Raw genomic sequence first — 16,267 nt, forward strand, 5'->3', positions numbered from 1 at the left:
GTCAGATAGCGATAGTTTGCGCGTCAGAACAACAACAGCGGAGGCTTCGCCTTGATCCAGTTTCTCCTCAATCGAGAATTGCGCAGCGAACGCGCACTCGATCCCAACACCACGGTGCTGCAATATCTGCGCGAACACCGTGGCAAGACCGGAACCAAGGAAGGCTGCGCCTCCGGTGACTGTGGCGCCTGTACCGTGGTGGTCGGCGAACTGGTGGGCGACCGCCTGCGCTATCGCACCCTCAACTCGTGCCTGACCTTCATCTCCGCGCTGCACGGCAAGCAGCTGATCAGCGTCGAAGACCTCAAGGACCAGGGCCGGCTGCACAGCGTTCAGCAGGCCATGGTCGACTGCCACGGTTCGCAATGCGGCTTCTGCACGCCCGGCTTCGTCATGAGCCTGTTCGCCCTGCAGAAGAACGCCGGCGCGGTCACCGAATACGACCCGCACCAGACCCACGAAGCCTTGGCCGGCAACCTCTGCCGCTGCACCGGCTACCGGCCGATCCTCGAAGCCGCCGAGCAGGCCTGCTGCAACCCTGAGCCGGACCAGTTCGATGCCCGCGAAGCCGAGACCATCGCCCAGCTCAAGGCTATCGTTCCGCGTGAAATGGCCGAGCTCAGCGACGGCGACAAGCGCTGCCTGTCGCCGCTGACCGTCGCCGAACTGGCCGAGGTCTACGCCGCGAATCCCGACGCTCGACTGCTCGCCGGAGGCACCGACCTGGCGCTGGAGGTCACCCAGTTCCATCGCGAGCTGCCGGTGATGATCCATGTCGGCCAGATCGCCGAGATGAAGCAGGTCCAGCTCACCGACAACCACGTCGAGATCGGCGCCGCCGCACCGCTGACCGACTGCTATGCCGCGCTGGCCGACGAATATCCGGATTTCGGCGAACTGCTGCAGCGCTTCGCCTCGCTGCAGATCCGCAACCAGGGCACGCTTGGCGGCAATATCGGTAATGCCTCGCCGATCGGCGACTCGCCGCCGCTGCTGATAGCCCTGGGTGCCGAAGTTGTCCTGCGCAAGGGCGCCAGCAGCCGCACCCTGCCGCTCGAGGATTACTTCATCGACTACAAGGTCACCGCGCGCCAGCCCGGAGAATTCATCGAGAAGGTACGAGTGCCCCGCGCTAAACCGAATCGCCTGTTCCGCGCATACAAGGTTTCCAAGCGACTGGACGACGACATCTCCGCTGTCTGCGCCGCGTTCGACCTGCAGATCACCGATGGCGTGGTCGCCGATGCCCGGGTCGCCTTTGGCGGCATGGCGGCGATTCCCAAGCGCGCCGCGGCCTGCGAGGCGACCCTGAACGGCGCGCCCTGGAACCAGCAGACCGTGGAGGCGGCCTGCGATGCACTGGCCGAAGACTTCACGCCGCTGACCGACTTCCGCGCCAGTCGCGAGTATCGCCTGCTGGTCGCACAGAACCTGCTGCGCAAGTGCTTCCTCGAACAACATGCACCGAAGACCGAGACGAGGGTGACCGCTTATGTCTAACCACGTAACCACCCGCACTCAGGAAGAAATCGCGGCGCTGTTCACCCAGGACCTGGTCACCGGCGTCGGTCGCAGCGTCAAGCACGACAGCGCGCCCAAGCATGTCTCGGGCGAGGCGGTGTACGTCGACGACCGCCTAGAATTTCCCAACCAGCTGCATATCTATGCGCGCATGAGCGACCGGGCCCACGCCCGCATCGTCCGCATCGACACGGCGCCGTGTTATGAAGTGCCGGGCGTCGCGATTGCCATCACTGCTCAGGATGTACCCGGGCAGCTGGATATCGGCGCTGTATTGCCCGGCGATCCACTGCTGGCCGACGGCAAGGTCGAGTACATCGGCCAGCCGGTGATCGCCGTGGCTGCCGACAGCCTGGAGACCGCACGTAAGGCGGCCATGGCCGCGATCATCGAATACGAAGACCTGGAGCCGGTACTCGACGTGGTCGAGGCGCTGCACAAGAAGCATTTCGTGCTCGACAGCCACACCCACCAGCGTGGTGACTCGGCCACGGCCCTGGCCAGCGCGCCGCGTCGGCTGCAGGGTTCGCTGCACATCGGCGGGCAGGAGCACTTCTACCTAGAGACACAGGTGTCCTCGGTCATGCCCACCGAAGACGGCGGCATGATCGTCTACACCTCGACACAGAACCCCACCGAGGTGCAGAAGCTGGTGGCCGAAGTGCTCGGCGTGCCGATGAACAAGATCGTCATCGACATGCGCCGCATGGGCGGCGGCTTCGGCGGCAAGGAAACCCAGGCCGCGGGACCTGCGTGCCTGTGCGCGGTGATCGCGCACCTCACCGGTCGGCCGACCAAGATGCGCCTGCCGCGCATGGAAGACATGACCATGACCGGCAAACGCCACCCCTTCTACGTCGAGTACGACGTCGGCTTCGACGATGACGGTCTGCTGCACGGCATCGAGATCGATCTCGCCGGTAACTGCGGCTACTCGCCGGACCTTTCCGGCTCGATCGTCGATCGCGCCATGTTCCACTCCGACAACGCCTACTACCTGGGCGACGCCACCATCAATGGCCATCGCTGCAAGACCAACCTCGCCTCGAACACCGCCTACCGCGGCTTCGGCGGCCCACAGGGCATGGTCGCCATCGAGGAGATCATGGACGCGGTGGCCCGCGAGCTGGGCAAGGACCCGCTCGAGGTGCGCAAGCGCAACTACTACGGCAAGACCGAGCGCAACGTCACCCACTACTACCAGACCGTCGAGCACAACATGCTCGAGGAGATGACCGCCGAGCTGGAAGCCAGCAGCGACTATGCAAAGCGACGCGAAGATATCCGCGCGTTCAATGCCGCAAGCCCGATCCTGAAGAAGGGCCTGGCGCTGACGCCGGTGAAGTTCGGCATCAGCTTCACCGCCAGCTTCCTCAACCAGGCCGGCGCGCTGGTGCACGTCTACACCGACGGCAGCATCCACCTGAACCACGGTGGCACCGAGATGGGCCAGGGCCTGAACACCAAGGTCGCGCAGGTGGTGGCCGAGGTGTTCCAGGTGGATATCGAGCGCATTCAGATCACCGCCACCAATACCGACAAGGTGCCCAACACCTCGCCGACGGCGGCCTCCAGCGGTGCCGACCTCAACGGCAAGGCGGCGCAGAACGCGGCGCAGACCATCAAGCAGCGACTGGTGGAGTTCGCCGCGCGCAAGTGGCAGATATTCGAAGAAGACATCGAGTTCAAGAATGGCCAGGTGCGCCTGCGCGACCAGTACATCAGCTTCGATGAGCTGATCCAGCAGGCCTATTTCGGCCAGGTTTCGCTGTCGTCCACCGGTTTTTACCGCACACCGAAGATCTACTACGACCGCAGCCAGGCGCGCGGACGGCCGTTCTACTACTTCGCCTACGGCGCGGCCTGTTCGGAAGTGATCGTCGATACCCTGACCGGCGAATACAAGATGCTGCGCAGCGACATCCTGCATGACGTCGGCGCCTCGCTGAATCCGGCCCTCGACATCGGCCAGGTCGAGGGCGGCTTCGTCCAGGGTCTGGGCTGGCTGACCATGGAAGAGCTGGTCTGGAACGACAAGGGCAAGCTGATGACCAACGGCCCGGCCAGCTACAAGATCCCGGCGGTGGCAGACATGCCGCTGGATCTGCGGGTAAAGCTGGTGGAGAACCGCAAGAACCCCGAGGACACCGTGTTCCACTCCAAGGCCGTCGGCGAGCCGCCGTTCATGCTCGGCATCTCGGTCTGGTGTGCGATCAAGGACGCCGTGGCCAGCCTGGCAGACTACAAAGCGCAGCCAACAATCGACGCACCGGCGACGCCCGAGCGCGTGCTCTGGGGCGTGGAGCAGATGCGCAAGTTGAAGCAGGCGGCGAGCACGTCTGCGGCAACGCAGACGACTCCGGCCTGACGTAGGGCGGACAACGCTGTGCTTGTCCACCGTTAGCGCAACACGAATGTCCCGGTGGCGGCGCTTTACACACGCCACCGGACGATACGAAGGACAGAACCATGAGCAACACGGTCTGGATCGACGCCCTCGCCGAACTGCAACAACAAGGCGAACCCTGCGTGCTGGTGACCATCATCGAGGAGCGCGGCTCGACGCCGCGCAATGCCGGTTCGAAGATGGTGGTCAGCCGTGAGCGCCTGTACGACACCATCGGCGGCGGCCATCTTGAATACAAAGCCCAGCAGATCGCCCGCGAAATGCTGGAAAAGCGCAGCCGCGACACCCGTCTCGAGCGTTTCTCCCTCGGCGCCAGCCTCGGTCAGTGCTGCGGTGGCGCCACGGTGCTGCTATTCGAGCCCATGGGCCAGCCGCAGGCGCATATCGCCGTGTTCGGTGCCGGGCATGTCGGGCGCGCGCTGGTGCCGCTGCTAGCCAGCCTGCCGTGCAAGGTGCGCTGGATCGATTCGCGCGATAACGAATTCCCCGCCGAGATTCCGCGCGGCGTGGAAAAGGTGGTCAACGACGATGTGGTCGAGGAAGTGGATAACATGCCCGCCGGCAGCTACTTCATCGTCATGACCCACAATCATCAGCTGGACCTGGAGCTGACCGCCGCGATCCTTTCGCGCAACGATTTCACCTACTACGGGCTGATCGGCTCGAAGAGCAAACGCGCCAGATTCGAACACCGCCTGCGCGACCGTGGCTTCGGGGCCGAAACGGTGCAACGCATGCGCTGCCCAATGGGCATCGCCGAGGTGAAGGGCAAGCTGCCGGTGGAGATCGCCGTGTCCATCGCCGGCGAAGTGATCGCCACCTACAACGCGCATTTCGGTGAAAAGGGCGGCGAGAAGACCGCCGACGGTGAAAAGCCGGTACCGATGCTGGTCCCCGCTTCGCGCCGCGCCCAGAGAAACTGACCATCCGACCTCGTTGCAGGCGCGCCTCCGGCGGCGGCCTGCCATGTCAACGCATCACCCTCATACAACGATTTCGAGAGTCACCATGCCAAGCACCAAAGCCTACCGTGCCGCCCTGCTCCACTGCCTCGCCGACCCGCGCGACGTGGGCGTCGAGCAATCCCATGAATACTTCGAGGACGGCCTGCTGGTCGTCGAAGACGGCAAGGTCGCGCGCATCGGCCATGCCGCCGAGCTGCTGCCGACCCTGGCGGCCGGCACAGAGATAGTCGAATACCCGGATGCGCTGATTACCCCTGGCTTCGTCGATACCCATATCCACTACCCGCAGGTCGGCGTGATCGGCTCCTACGGCACGCAGCTGCTCGACTGGCTGGAAACCTACACCTTCCCCAACGAGGGCCGTTTCAGCGACATGGCGCACGCCCGCGAACAGGCCGAGCTGTTCCTCGGCGAGCTGTTGCGCAACGGCACCACCACCGCGCTGGTCTTCGGCACGGTGCACAAGCAGTCGGTGGACGCCTTCTTCGAGGCCTGCGAGAAGCGCAACCTGCGGATGATCGCCGGCAAGGTACTGATGGATCGCAACGCCCCGGAGTTCCTCACCGACAGCGCCGAGTCCGGCTATGCCGACAGCCGCGAACTGATCGAGCGCTGGCACGGCAAGGGCCGTCTGCATTACGCCGTCACCCCGCGTTTCGCCCCGACCAGCACGCCGGAGCAGCTCACCCTGGCCGGCAAGCTGTTCGCCGAATTCCCCGACCTGTACATGCACACCCATATCTCCGAGAACAAGCAGGAGGTCGAGTGGGTCAAGGAGCTGTTCCCGGAGCGCAAGGGCTATCTGGACGTCTACGACCACCACGGCCTGATCGGCCCGCGCTCGGTGTTCGCCCATGGCATCCACCTGTGCGACGACGAATGCAAGCGCCTCGGTGAGACCGGCTCGGCGGTGTCGTTCTGCCCCACCTCCAACCTGTTCCTCGGCAGCGGCCTGTTCGACCTGGCCAAGGTGGAAGGCTTCGGTGTGCGCGTCGGCCTGGGCACCGACGTCGGCGGCGGTACCAGCTTCTCGCAGCTCGCCAGCCTCAACGAGGCGTACAAGGTGTTGCAGCTGCAGGGGCAGAAGCTCGACGCGTTCAAGGCGCTGTACCTGGCGACCCTGGGCGGCGCGCGGGCGCTCTATCTGGACGACCGCATCGGCAACCTGCAGCCGGGCAAAGACGCCGACTTCGTGGTGCTCGACTACAAGGCAACGCCGCTGATCAGCTATCGCCTGAGCCAGGCGACAACGCTGCAGGAAAAGCTCTTCGCCCTGATGATCCTCGGCGACGACCGCGCGGTGAAGGAAACCTACGCCGCCGGGGTTTCAGTTCACCGCAAGGCTTGCTGACCAGCTGATCGAGAACCTGATCATCAACGGTCGTTTCCATGCTTGATGAGCGCGTGGATCGGTGAAGCGTGATCCACCCTACGGGCCGGAACCACAACCGTCGTTCGTAGGGTGGATGTCGCTTTTACATCCAGCGCCGGATCGCACGGAGCTTGGTGGCGCAAGAATCAATGACCCGCGTTCGACCTTACGGCTTGAGCGCGGCCATCAGCGTGTCGAGATTGTGCTCGAACATCCCGAGATAGGTGCTGGCGGGGCCTTCGCTGGCCAGCGCATCCGAATACAGAGTCCCGCCGACCTTGGCGCCGGCTTCGTCGGCGATCTGTCGGATCAGCCGCGGATCGCGGATGTTCTCCACGAACACCGCTCGCACCCCTTCATTGCGTATCTGCCGGATCAAGGCCGCGACTTCCGCCGCCGAGGGCTCGTCATGGGTGGACAGTCCCTGCGGCGCGATGAACTTCAGCTGCCAGGCCTGCCCCAGGTAGCCGAAGGCGTCATGGCTGGTCACCACCTTGCGCTGGCTGGCCGGCAAACCGGCAATCTGCGCGTCGGCTTTCTTCAGCAATGCGTGCAGGCGCGCCAGGTAGGCATCGCGGCGCTCGATGTAGACATTGAGGTTGGCCGGGTCCAGTTCGCCAAGTGCCTTGGCGATATTGCGCACATAGATTTCGGCATTGGTCAGGCTCTGCCACGCATGAGGGTCAGGAAGCATCTCGCCATCTTCATCCAGCATCAGCGGAACAACGCCCGCGCTGGTGTCGATCCGCTTGCCCTTGGGCTCGCTGCTGGCCAGCAGGCGCTCCAGCCAGGGTTCGAAGCCCAGGCCATTGGCGATGATCAGGTCGGCGCGCAATAGCGCCTTGGCGTCGTCCGGGCTGGGCTCGTAGACATGAGCATCGGCATCGGCGTCGACCAGGTTGGTGAGCTCGATATGCTCGCCACCCACCTCGCGGGTCAGGTCGGCGAGGATGCTGAAGCTCGTCACCACCTGCAGTTTTTCAGCGGCTTGCAGTGAGAGCGGGAGCCACAGGGCCAGCGCGATAAGCAGGTAACGCATGTGAATACCTCAAACGGTGATGGGGAAAGGAGTCGAGCGCAGCAGGCCATTTACCGGGCCTGCTACCAGCGAGAACAGATAGAAAACGCCGGCCAGCAGCACGATGCACGGCCCGCTGGGCAAGCCGGCGTAGAAGGAAAGAACCAGCCCCAGCCATACGCACAGCGCACCGACCAGCGCGGCAAGCGGTAGCAGGACCAGCAATCTGCGGCTCCAGAAGCGCGCCGCTGCGGCTGGCAGCATCATCAGCCCTACCACCATCAAGGCGCCGATGGCCTGAAAGCCGATCACCAGATTGAGCACCACCAGCGTGAGGAAAGCGGCATGCGCCAACGGACCGAAGCGACTGATGCTGCGCAGGAATAACGGATCGAGGCTGTCCAGCGCCAGGGCGCGATAGCTCAGCGCAAGCACCACCAGACTGAACACCGAGGTGCCTAGCATGCCGTACAGGGTCGCGGTATCGACCGCCAACGCCGAGCCGAACAACAGGTGAAGCAGATCCAGCTTGCGCCCGGCCAGGCCAAGGAGCAGCACGCCGCTGGCCAGCGAAATCGGATACAGCGCGGCCAGGCTCGCGTCCTCGCGTAGCCCGGTGCGCCGTGTGACCCAGGCCGCTGCGCCCGCCATACCGAGACCGGCGACCAAGCCGCCCGCGGTCAATGCTGGCAGGCTCAAGCCGAACAGCCAGAACGCCAATGCTGCACCGGGCAGGATGCCGTGGGCGATGGCATCACCGATCAGACTCATTCGACGCAGAATCAGAAATACGCCCAGCGGCCCCGCGCTGCATGCCAGCGCCACGCCACCGAACAAGGCTCGACGCATAAAGGCAAACTCGCCGAACGGCGCCCAGAGCAAATCCGGCGTCACGCGACTTGCCCAAGCCGTTGCCGCTCGGCCATGAACTGGCGGATCGGTGCCTTGATGCAGCCGCTGCGAGCGATCAGCAACCCGTCACAGTGGTGATGAGTCAGCCCGACTAGGTTATGGCTGACCAGTACCAGCGTCCTCCCTTCGCGCTGCCAACGCTCGATGTGCTGCCAGAGCAAGCCCAGGCCGACATCGTCCAGCGCCGCTTCGGGCTCGTCGAGCAACAGCACCTGAGCATCGGTCAGGCTCAGCCGTGCCAGTAAGGCGCGCTGCAGCTCGCCGCCGGACAACGCATGCAGCCCCTGGGTTTGCAGATCGAGCAGGCCCCAGTCCGCCAACGCTTGGCGCAGCCTTGCCCGACGCTCGTCGCGTCCGAGCCGGCTGCGCCAGAAACCGGCGCTCACCAGTTCGGCAAGTCGGATCGGAAACTGCCTATCCACATGCTGCTGTTGCGGTAGATAAGCCACCCCGCCCATGCGCGGTACGCGCACATCGACCCGCCCAGCCAGCGGCCGATCCAACCCGGCCAACACCTTGAGCAGGCTGCTCTTGCCCGATCCGTTGCTGCCAACGACAGCTGTCAGGCTGCCCGCAGCCAACTGCAGATCCAATGGCGGCGTGAGCGGCCTACCCGAGCCCCATTGCAGGCCGTGGCATTCGATCATCGTTACCTCGGTGTTCAGGATTCCAAACCAGACAATGCGCACCGCTCGCCTCCGATCACAGGAACGAGAGACGCCAATGCACAACATGTAATAGTTATAACATAACACTAAGGAGATAAATTCAAGCTGACGCACTGAACAGCGCGGCTATGCGCATCGGATCGGAGACGGGAAGCACACTGATGTCGCGATCAGTGCTGATGCGGGTTGCAGCATGCGGTCCTGGCGCACGATCGGCGCTCGCCACGGCGGCAGGTGATGACTGACGGCGCCGACTCAGAACGAGTCAGCGCGCGGGGCAACGCTAGCGAGCCGTGCGAGGCTTCTTCTTCGCCAGGCCCAGGTGCGAGAAGACCGCATGCAGATCACCCGAGGCGCTGTCTTCCTCGAGGTTGAGCTTGCTGTCGATGTGGTCCATGTGGTGCATCATCAGGCGCACCGCCTTGTCACTGTCGCGGGCAGCGATGGCATCGATCAGCTGGTTGTGTTCGTCGAAAGAGCAATGCGAGCGGTTGCCGCTCTCGTACTGGGCGATGATCAGCGAGGTCTGCGAGACCAGGCTGCGCTGAAAGCTCACCAGCGGCGCGTTCTTTGCCGCCTCGGCCAGCTTCAGGTGAAACTCACCGGACAGGCGAATGCCGGCGCCGCGATCGCCGCGAGCGAAGCAATCCTGCTCGTCGGCCACCATCTGCCGCAGTTCCGCCAGTTGCTCAGCAGTAGCGTGCTGAACCGCCAGTTCCGTGATGGCGCGCTCCACCATTCGCCTGGCAAAGAAGATCTGCCGCGCTTCTTCAACGCTCGGACTGGCCACCACCGCGCCGCGATTGGGCCGCAGCAGCACCACCCCTTCATGGGCCAGACGCGACAGCGCGCGGCGGATGATGGTGCGGCTGACGCCGAATATCTCGCCGAGCGCCTCTTCGCTGAGCTTGGTCCCCGGCGCCAGACGCTGCTCGAGGATGGCATCGAAGATGTGCGCATAAACGATATCGTCCTGCGTCCCGGTGCGAGTCTTGCCGGTCTTGGTCGGCTTCTTCAGGGGCTGCAACTGTTCGTTCATCGATGGCTCGCAAATGAGGTGTCGGCAACGCCGAACTTTACTGGGTTCGCGCCGCTACTGGCAGTTCGCTGGACAAATAAATACGCTGAAACGCCGTTAACCTTGTGCACAATTCACAGCCTCAAGTTTTCCTACGCGCAAATCCGTCAGCGCGCACAGGCCACGCACGTTCAGCGAGACCACCGATTTATTGTTTGCAATTCTTGTATACAAAAGCATAATCCGGAAAGCCTTTCTGACCTTTCGATCAACTACCGATGCAGATGGCCCACCATCACCCGCCCCTCGGGAGTACTCACGCTCCGGGTGATCGACAACAAGAACGATGAGGAACGCCCAGTGGAAAGCATCAAGCGCAAGCCCCAGGCAGCACCCTTGCAGCGCACCGCCCCCGTTTGGCTGGACCGCCTGTTCAAGCTCAGCGAACACCGCACCAGTATCCGCACCGAACTGCTCGCCGGCCTGACGACCTTCGTCACCATGGCCTACATCATCTTCGTCAACCCGAACATCATGGCCGACGCCGGCATCGACCACGGCGCTGCCTTCGTTGCCACCTGCATCGGCGCGGCGCTCGGCTGCCTGTTGATGGGGCTGTACGCCAACTGGCCGGTGGGCCTCGCGCCAGGCATGGGCCTCAACGCCTTCTTCACCTACACGGTGGTCGGCGAGATGGGCTACAGCTGGGAGATCGCGCTCGGCGCGGTGTTCATCTCCGGCGTGCTGTTCATGATCATGAGCCTGTCGCGCATCCGCGAATGGCTGCTCAACAGCATCCCCATGAGCCTGCGCTTCGCCATGGGCGCTGGCGTCGGCCTGTTCCTCGGCCTGATCGGCCTGAAGACCGCCGGCATCGTCGTCGATAGCTCGGCAACATTGCTGACCATGGGCTCGTTCGCCGAGCCGTCGGCGCTGCTGGCCGCGGTGTGCTTCCTGATGATCGCCGTACTCAGTCACCGCAATGTCTTCGGCGCGATCCTGGTCAGCATGCTCGCGGTTACCGCCATCGGCTGGGCGTTTGGTCTGGTCGAGTACAACGGCCTGGTGTCGATGCCGCCGAGCCTGGCGCCGACCTGGCTGGCCATGGATATCGCCGGCGCGCTCAATGTGGCGATGGTCAGCGTGATCCTCGCCTTCCTCTTCGTGAACATGTTCGACACCGCCGGCACCCTGATGGGCGTCGCCCACCGTGCCAACCTGGTCAATGAGGACGGCAAGATCGAGAACCTTTCCCGCGCGCTGAAGGCCGACAGCAGCTCCAGCGTGGTCGGCGCCTTCGTCGGTTGCCCGCCAGTGACCAGCTACGTGGAAAGCGCCGCGGGCGTCGCCGCCGGCGGCCGCACCGGGCTGACCGCAGTGACCGTCGGCGTGCTGTTCCTGATTGCCATGTTCTTCGCCCCACTGGCCGGCATGATTCCCGCCTATGCCACCGCCGGCGCGCTGATCTACGTGGCGATGCTGATGATGAGCGGCCTGGCGAATATCGACTGGAAGGACCACACCGACACCATCCCGGCCATCGTCACCGTGGTGATGATGCCGTTGACCTTTTCCATCGCCAACGGTATCGCCCTGGGCTTCTTGACCTACGCGACGCTCAAGCTGTTGACTGGCCAGCGCGACAAGGTATCGATCAGCCTGTATGTGTTGTGCGTGATATTCATCGCCAAGTTCGCGTTTCTCTGAACCGGGCCGGCCGCGCCCGGCTCACCCACGGCCCCACTGCTTCGCAGTGGGGCTTTTGCATTGGCTGAAGGAGGCCGTCATGACCCTGGAAATATGGCTGTTGTTCGCCGGTGCGGCGTTGGTGGTGATCCTGATCCCCGGGCCGCTGTCGTTACTGATGATCAGCAACAGCCTGAACTACGGAGTGCGCCGCTCCTGGCCGGCCTTCCTGGGCGGCGTGACAGCTTCCATCGCCCTGCTCAGCGCCTCGGCGCTGGGGCTTGGCGCGCTACTGATGGCCTCGGAGCGGCTGTTCAGCACGCTCAAGCTGGTCGGTGCGCTGTACCTGTTCTACCTCGCCTGGCAGAGCTGGAAGGAAGCCCGGCGCACACCCACCGCCCACGAGATCGAAAGCCCCGCCCTCGCCCCACGTTTCAGTCGATTGTTCGGCCGGGCGTTCATCCTTGGTGGCAGCAATCCAAAGGACATTCTCTTCTTCGCCGCCTTTCTACCGCAGTTTCTCAGCGCGGGGCAGCCTTTGCTGCCGCAGCTATTGGTGATGATCCTTACCTGGGCCGTGCTCGATCTGCTCTGCAAGCTGGCCTACGGGTTGGGCGCGCAGGGGGCGGCACGTTACCTGCGCACCGGGAAGGGGCATGTGTGGTTCAACCGGACAAGTGCGGCGCTGTTTGGGGGCGCGGGGGCGGCGTCTTTGATGAGCCGGTAGCGCTCTGCAGCTTGCCCCTTAGCCAGGCTCCTGGCTGAGGCATTGGTTCGGCCCTGCTGGGCAATTCACTTTTTCCAGTCGCGAAAGATGAACGTTGCCCGCCAGGCCGTGCAGTAGGAGCAAGCAATGCGCGTTTTCTTTGTCGCTTAGAAGTCATAGGCGACTCGGACACTGGGCCCCGTCAGTAGCCGAGCGTAATCGTCATTGAAGGGGTTGAGCGGCATGGATGCCGCGAGAGCTGTGATGGGCCATGGATGGCCCTTCGCAGCGTGCCCCTGCAATGGCGATGGGGTGAGGGAACCCTTCGCGCAGCGAAGGGCCGGATGCCGGGGTGGCCTTCTTTTTAGTTACTTTTTCTTGGCCAAGCAAGAAAAAGTGACGCGCCGTGAGAGGCGCAACCTGCCGGTCGGGCCGAGGAAAGCGCGGCGCCATCGCACGAACCTCACGCCACAGGTGCCTAGGTCACTCAGGCTAAAAACCAGCGCCGAGCGCCTCACGCCAATCAAACTCACCCCATAAAAAACCCGCCATTACGGCGGGCACAAGGGACTCCAAAAGAGTCAGCACTGAAGGGAGAAAGCGACTAGCTACCCCGATACGTCGAATAGCTATACGGCGATACCAACAACGGCACGTGGTAATGCTCCTGCGCCGAATCGATCCCGAAGCGCAGCACCACCACATCGAGAAACGCAGGATTCGCCAGGGCCACGCCGCGACGGCGGTAATAGTCGCCGACACTGAACTGCAGCTGATAGACACCGGACAGGTAATCCGCACCTTCCAGCAACGGACTGTCGCAGCGCCCGTCGGCATTGGTCTCACGGGTTGCGACCAGGGTCAGCGCCTGATCCTCGACGCGATACAGCTCCACCTTGATTCCGCTGCCCGGGCAACCGTGGGCGGCGTCGAGTACGTGTGTGGTCAATCGGCCCACGGGCACCTCCGCTCTGTTGAATGGAAACTGCCCCGAGCATAACCATCCGCCCCACATCGCTCAAGACAATCTGCAGATATTTTTGTATACAGTTTTTCAAGCATCGTTTGGCCCGTTACCTGCAAGCTGCAGATGGCTCTGAGCATGGTTAATCGCGACACGGCAGATACCAGCTATAGCGAAAGGATGAAAATTGCTATTTACAAAGCCCCATTCAATTTGTATACAATCCAGTCATCCGGTCGTGCCATGACGACCCGCCATACAGGAAGCACCCCAGTGAGCGCCGACTACCCACGCGACCTGATCGGTTACGCCAGCAACCCACCGCACCCGCGCTGGCCGGGCGATGCGCGTATCGCGTTGTCCTTCGTGCTGAACTACGAGGAAGGTGGCGAACGCTGCGTGCTGCACGGCGACAAGGAATCCGAGGCCTTTCTCTCCGAGATGGTCGCCGCGCAACCGTTGCAAGGCGTGCGCCACATGAGCATGGAGTCGCTCTACGAATACGGCAGCCGTGCTGGCGTATGGCGCCTGCTCAAGCTGTTCGACAAGCACGACATCCCGCTGACCATCTTCGCCGTCGCCATGGCCGCCCAGCGTCACCCCGAACTGATCAAGGCGATGGCCGGCGCCGGACACGAGATCTGCAGCCACGGCTACCGCTGGATCGACTACCAGTACATGGATGAGGCGCAGGAGCGCGAGCACATGCAGGAAGCCATCCGCATCCTCGGCGAGATCACCGGCGAACGGCCGCTCGGCTGGTACACCGGCCGCACCGGCCCGAACACCCGGCGCCTGGTACGCGAGGAAGGCGGCTTTCTCTACGACTCCGACACCTACGACGACGACCTGCCCTACTGGGACCCGGAGTCGACGCCGGACAGGCCGCATCTGGTGATCCCCTACACACTGGACACCAACGACATGCGCTTCACCCAGGTGCAGGGCTTCAACAGTGGCGACGACTTCTTCACCTACCTGAAGGATGCCTTCGACGTGCTCTACGCCGAAGGCTGCGAAGGCGCGCCGAAGATGTTGTCCATCGGCATGCACTGCCGGCTGCTCGGGCGCCCGGCGCGTCTGGCGTCGCTGGCACGCTTCATCGAGTACGTGAAGGGTCATGAGAAGGTCTGGTGCGCCCGTCGTGTCGACATCGCCCGCCACTGGCACGCCACCCACCCTTTTATCGCGGAGCGCAATTGATGACCCCGTTCAAGACGATCAAACCCTCGACGCTAAATCGCGACGCCTTCGTCGCCGCCTTTGCCGACGTCTACGAGCACTCGCCCTGGGTTGCCGAAACCGTTTACCAGGCGGGCGTCGACGAGACGCTGGACGACATCGAAGTGCTGCACACCCGCCTGTCCCAGGCGATGCTCGCCGCCGACCATGACACTCAGCTGGCACTGGTCAATGCTCACCCCGACCTGGCCGGCAAGGCCGCCGTGCGTGGCGAGCTGACCGCCTCCAGTACCTCGGAACAGGCCGGCGCCGGCATCCACGAATGCACGCCGGAGGAGTTCGCCCGCTTCACCGAACTCAACGAGGCCTACAAGGCCAAGTTCGGCTTCCCCTTCATCATGGCGGTCAAAGGCAGCAACCGGCACCAGATCCTCGCCGCATTCGAAGAACGCATCCACAACGATCCCGAGCAGGAATTCGCCCGGGCGCTGGCGGAAATCAACAAGATCGCCCTGTTCCGCCTGCAGGCGATGTAACGAGCACCAACCGCAACAAAGGCAGTAATGACAAAAACCGCTTCTCATCCAAGGCAGACGAGTCCATGAAAGCTTACGCCGTACCCTTCGAAAAATACGTCAACCTGGCCGATGCCCGCCTGGGCACCCGCGCCATCTCCGTCACCGACGATTGGTTCGCCGACGTCAACCGGTTGTTCCAGCCAACGCCGGCCGTATGGAAGGAGGGCGTTTTCGATGACAACGGCAAGTGGATGGATGGCTGGGAGTCGCGCCGCAAGCGCTTCGAAGGTTACGACCATGCGGTGATACGCCTGGGCGTGCCTGGTCAGATCAAGGGCGTGGATATCGACACCAGCCACTTCACCGGCAACTACCCGCCGTCCGCCTCGCTGGAAGCCTGCTTCGTCGCTGACGGCGACCCGATCGAAGACACCGTCTGGACGGAAATCCTCCCGGCGGTCGAGCTCCAGGGCAACAGCCACCACTACCACGAGATCGCCTTCGACAAGCCGGTCAGCCACCTGCGCTTCAACATCTACCCGGACGGCGGCGTGGCGCGTCTGCGCGTGCACGGCATCCCGTTCCGCGACTGGAGCAGCGTCGGCGATAACGAGCAGATCGACCTGGCTGCCGCACTGAATGGCGGTCGTGCGCTGGCCTGCTCGGACGAGCATTTCGGCCGCATGAGCAACATCCTCAACCCGAACCGTGGCGAGAACATGGGCGACGGCTGGGAAACCGCCCGCCGTCGCACGCCCGGCAATGACTGGGTCATCGTCGCCCTCGGCCATTCGGGCGAGATCGAGCGCATCGTCGTCGATACCCTGCACTTCAAGGGCAACTACCCGGACAGCTGCTCGATCCAGGCGGCTTACGTCAAAGGCGGCACCGACAGCCAGATCGAGACCCAGAGCCTGTTCTGGCGCGAACTGCTGCCGAGCCAGAAGCTGTCGATGCACGCCGAACACGAGTTCAGCGAGCAGATCGCCAAGCTCGGCCCGATCACCCACGTGCGCCTGAACATCTTCCCAGACGGCGGTGTGAGCCGGCTGCGGTTGTTTGGCAAGGTGGCGAAGTAGGAAGCGGTTTCCCCTCTCCCCGAGAGGAGAGGGAGGAACGAGGTCAGCCGTTTCTCCGCGCCAGTTCCCTCTCCCCTCCGGGGAGAGGGTTAGGGTGAGGGGGAGCAGCCCCACGCGAATAACGATCCTTCAACAAAGAACGAGCACACCATGCGCACCCTGACCATCGAGCCATTGACCAAGAAAGCCTTCGCCCCCTTCGGCGACGTCATCGAGACCGAAGGCAGCGACTACTTCATGATCAACAACGG

General features: G+C 63.5%; 15 protein-coding genes. 10 read left to right on the plus strand and 5 right to left on the minus strand.

Annotated features, from left to right (window positions below):
- Positions 1–51: 51 nt before the first annotated feature.
- The 4 genes from xdhA (at position 52) to guaD (ending at position 6,244) form a co-directional block, all read left to right on the plus strand.
- Complete coding sequence (gene xdhA, locus LO50_RS22885; protein WP_044316464.1) at positions 52–1,500, plus strand: xanthine dehydrogenase small subunit; 1,449 nt, start codon at positions 52–54, stop codon at positions 1,498–1,500.
- Positions 1,493–3,889 (plus strand): xanthine dehydrogenase molybdopterin binding subunit, encoded by a 2,397-nt coding sequence (xdhB, locus tag LO50_RS22890; RefSeq protein ID WP_041013166.1) that lies wholly within the window; start codon positions 1,493–1,495, stop codon positions 3,887–3,889. The genes xdhA and xdhB overlap by 8 nt, the downstream gene beginning before the upstream one ends.
- A 101-nt stretch (positions 3,890–3,990) precedes the next feature.
- The gene (gene xdhC / locus LO50_RS22895; protein ID WP_041013165.1) at positions 3,991–4,851 is read left to right on the plus strand and encodes a xanthine dehydrogenase accessory protein XdhC; all 861 of its coding nucleotides are present in this window, start codon (positions 3,991–3,993) and stop codon (positions 4,849–4,851) included.
- 85 nt (positions 4,852–4,936) lie between these two features.
- On the plus strand, positions 4,937–6,244 hold the full coding sequence (guaD, locus tag LO50_RS22900; protein ID WP_044316465.1) for a guanine deaminase: 1,308 nt from the start codon (positions 4,937–4,939) through the stop codon (positions 6,242–6,244).
- A gap of 187 nt (positions 6,245–6,431) precedes the next feature.
- On the opposite strand, the gene LO50_RS22905 is transcribed toward guaD, so the two are convergent.
- The 4 genes from LO50_RS22905 to LO50_RS22920 all read right to left on the minus strand — a co-directional run bounded on the left by LO50_RS22905 (position 6,432) and on the right by LO50_RS22920 (position 9,902).
- Positions 6,432–7,304 (minus strand): metal ABC transporter substrate-binding protein, encoded by an 873-nt coding sequence (locus tag LO50_RS22905; protein ID WP_044316466.1) that lies wholly within the window; start codon positions 7,302–7,304, stop codon positions 6,432–6,434.
- Between the two features lie 9 nt (positions 7,305–7,313).
- Complete coding sequence (locus LO50_RS22910; RefSeq protein ID WP_044316474.1) at positions 7,314–8,132, minus strand: metal ABC transporter permease; 819 nt, start codon at positions 8,130–8,132, stop codon at positions 7,314–7,316.
- A 41-nt stretch (positions 8,133–8,173) separates the two neighbouring features.
- A complete protein-coding gene (locus LO50_RS22915) occupies positions 8,174–8,842 on the minus strand; it encodes a metal ABC transporter ATP-binding protein (protein ID WP_044316475.1) in 669 nt (222 codons plus the stop codon).
- Positions 8,843–9,146: 304 nt separating this feature from the next.
- Positions 9,147–9,902 carry a GntR family transcriptional regulator gene (locus LO50_RS22920; protein ID WP_044316467.1) on the minus strand — a complete coding sequence of 252 codons (756 nt, stop codon included), beginning with the start codon at positions 9,900–9,902 and terminating at the stop codon, positions 9,147–9,149.
- Positions 9,903–10,241: 339 nt separating this feature from the next.
- On the opposite strand from LO50_RS22920, the gene LO50_RS22925 reads away from it, so the two are divergent.
- On the plus strand, positions 10,242–11,588 hold the full coding sequence (locus LO50_RS22925; RefSeq protein WP_044316476.1) for an NCS2 family permease: 1,347 nt from the start codon (positions 10,242–10,244) through the stop codon (positions 11,586–11,588).
- Between the two features lie 79 nt (positions 11,589–11,667).
- Positions 11,668–12,294, plus strand: a complete 627-nt coding sequence (locus tag LO50_RS22930; protein ID WP_044316468.1) for a LysE family translocator — start codon at positions 11,668–11,670, stop codon at positions 12,292–12,294.
- A 583-nt stretch (positions 12,295–12,877) separates the two neighbouring features.
- Here LO50_RS22930 and uraH read toward each other — a convergent pair.
- The gene (gene uraH / locus LO50_RS22935; protein ID WP_044316469.1) at positions 12,878–13,231 is read right to left on the minus strand and encodes a hydroxyisourate hydrolase; all 354 of its coding nucleotides are present in this window, start codon (positions 13,229–13,231) and stop codon (positions 12,878–12,880) included.
- Positions 13,232–13,510: 279 nt separating this feature from the next.
- On the opposite strand from uraH, the gene puuE reads away from it, so the two are divergent.
- The 4 genes from puuE to LO50_RS22955 all read left to right on the plus strand — a co-directional run.
- A complete protein-coding gene (gene puuE, locus LO50_RS22940; RefSeq protein ID WP_044316470.1) occupies positions 13,511–14,440 on the plus strand; it encodes an allantoinase PuuE in 930 nt (309 codons plus the stop codon).
- Complete coding sequence (gene uraD, locus LO50_RS22945; RefSeq protein WP_044316471.1) at positions 14,440–14,955, plus strand: 2-oxo-4-hydroxy-4-carboxy-5-ureidoimidazoline decarboxylase; 516 nt, start codon at positions 14,440–14,442, stop codon at positions 14,953–14,955. The genes puuE and uraD overlap by 1 nt, the downstream gene beginning before the upstream one ends.
- A 65-nt stretch (positions 14,956–15,020) precedes the next feature.
- The gene (gene alc, locus LO50_RS22950; protein ID WP_044316472.1) at positions 15,021–16,016 is read left to right on the plus strand and encodes an allantoicase; all 996 of its coding nucleotides are present in this window, start codon (positions 15,021–15,023) and stop codon (positions 16,014–16,016) included.
- Positions 16,017–16,166: 150 nt separating this feature from the next.
- The coding region (locus LO50_RS22955) for an ureidoglycolate lyase (protein ID WP_044316473.1) at positions 16,167–16,267 on the plus strand (101 nt) is incomplete at its 3' end.

Source organism: Stutzerimonas stutzeri, assembly GCF_000935215.1.
Classification (GTDB): domain Bacteria; phylum Pseudomonadota; class Gammaproteobacteria; order Pseudomonadales; family Pseudomonadaceae; genus Stutzerimonas.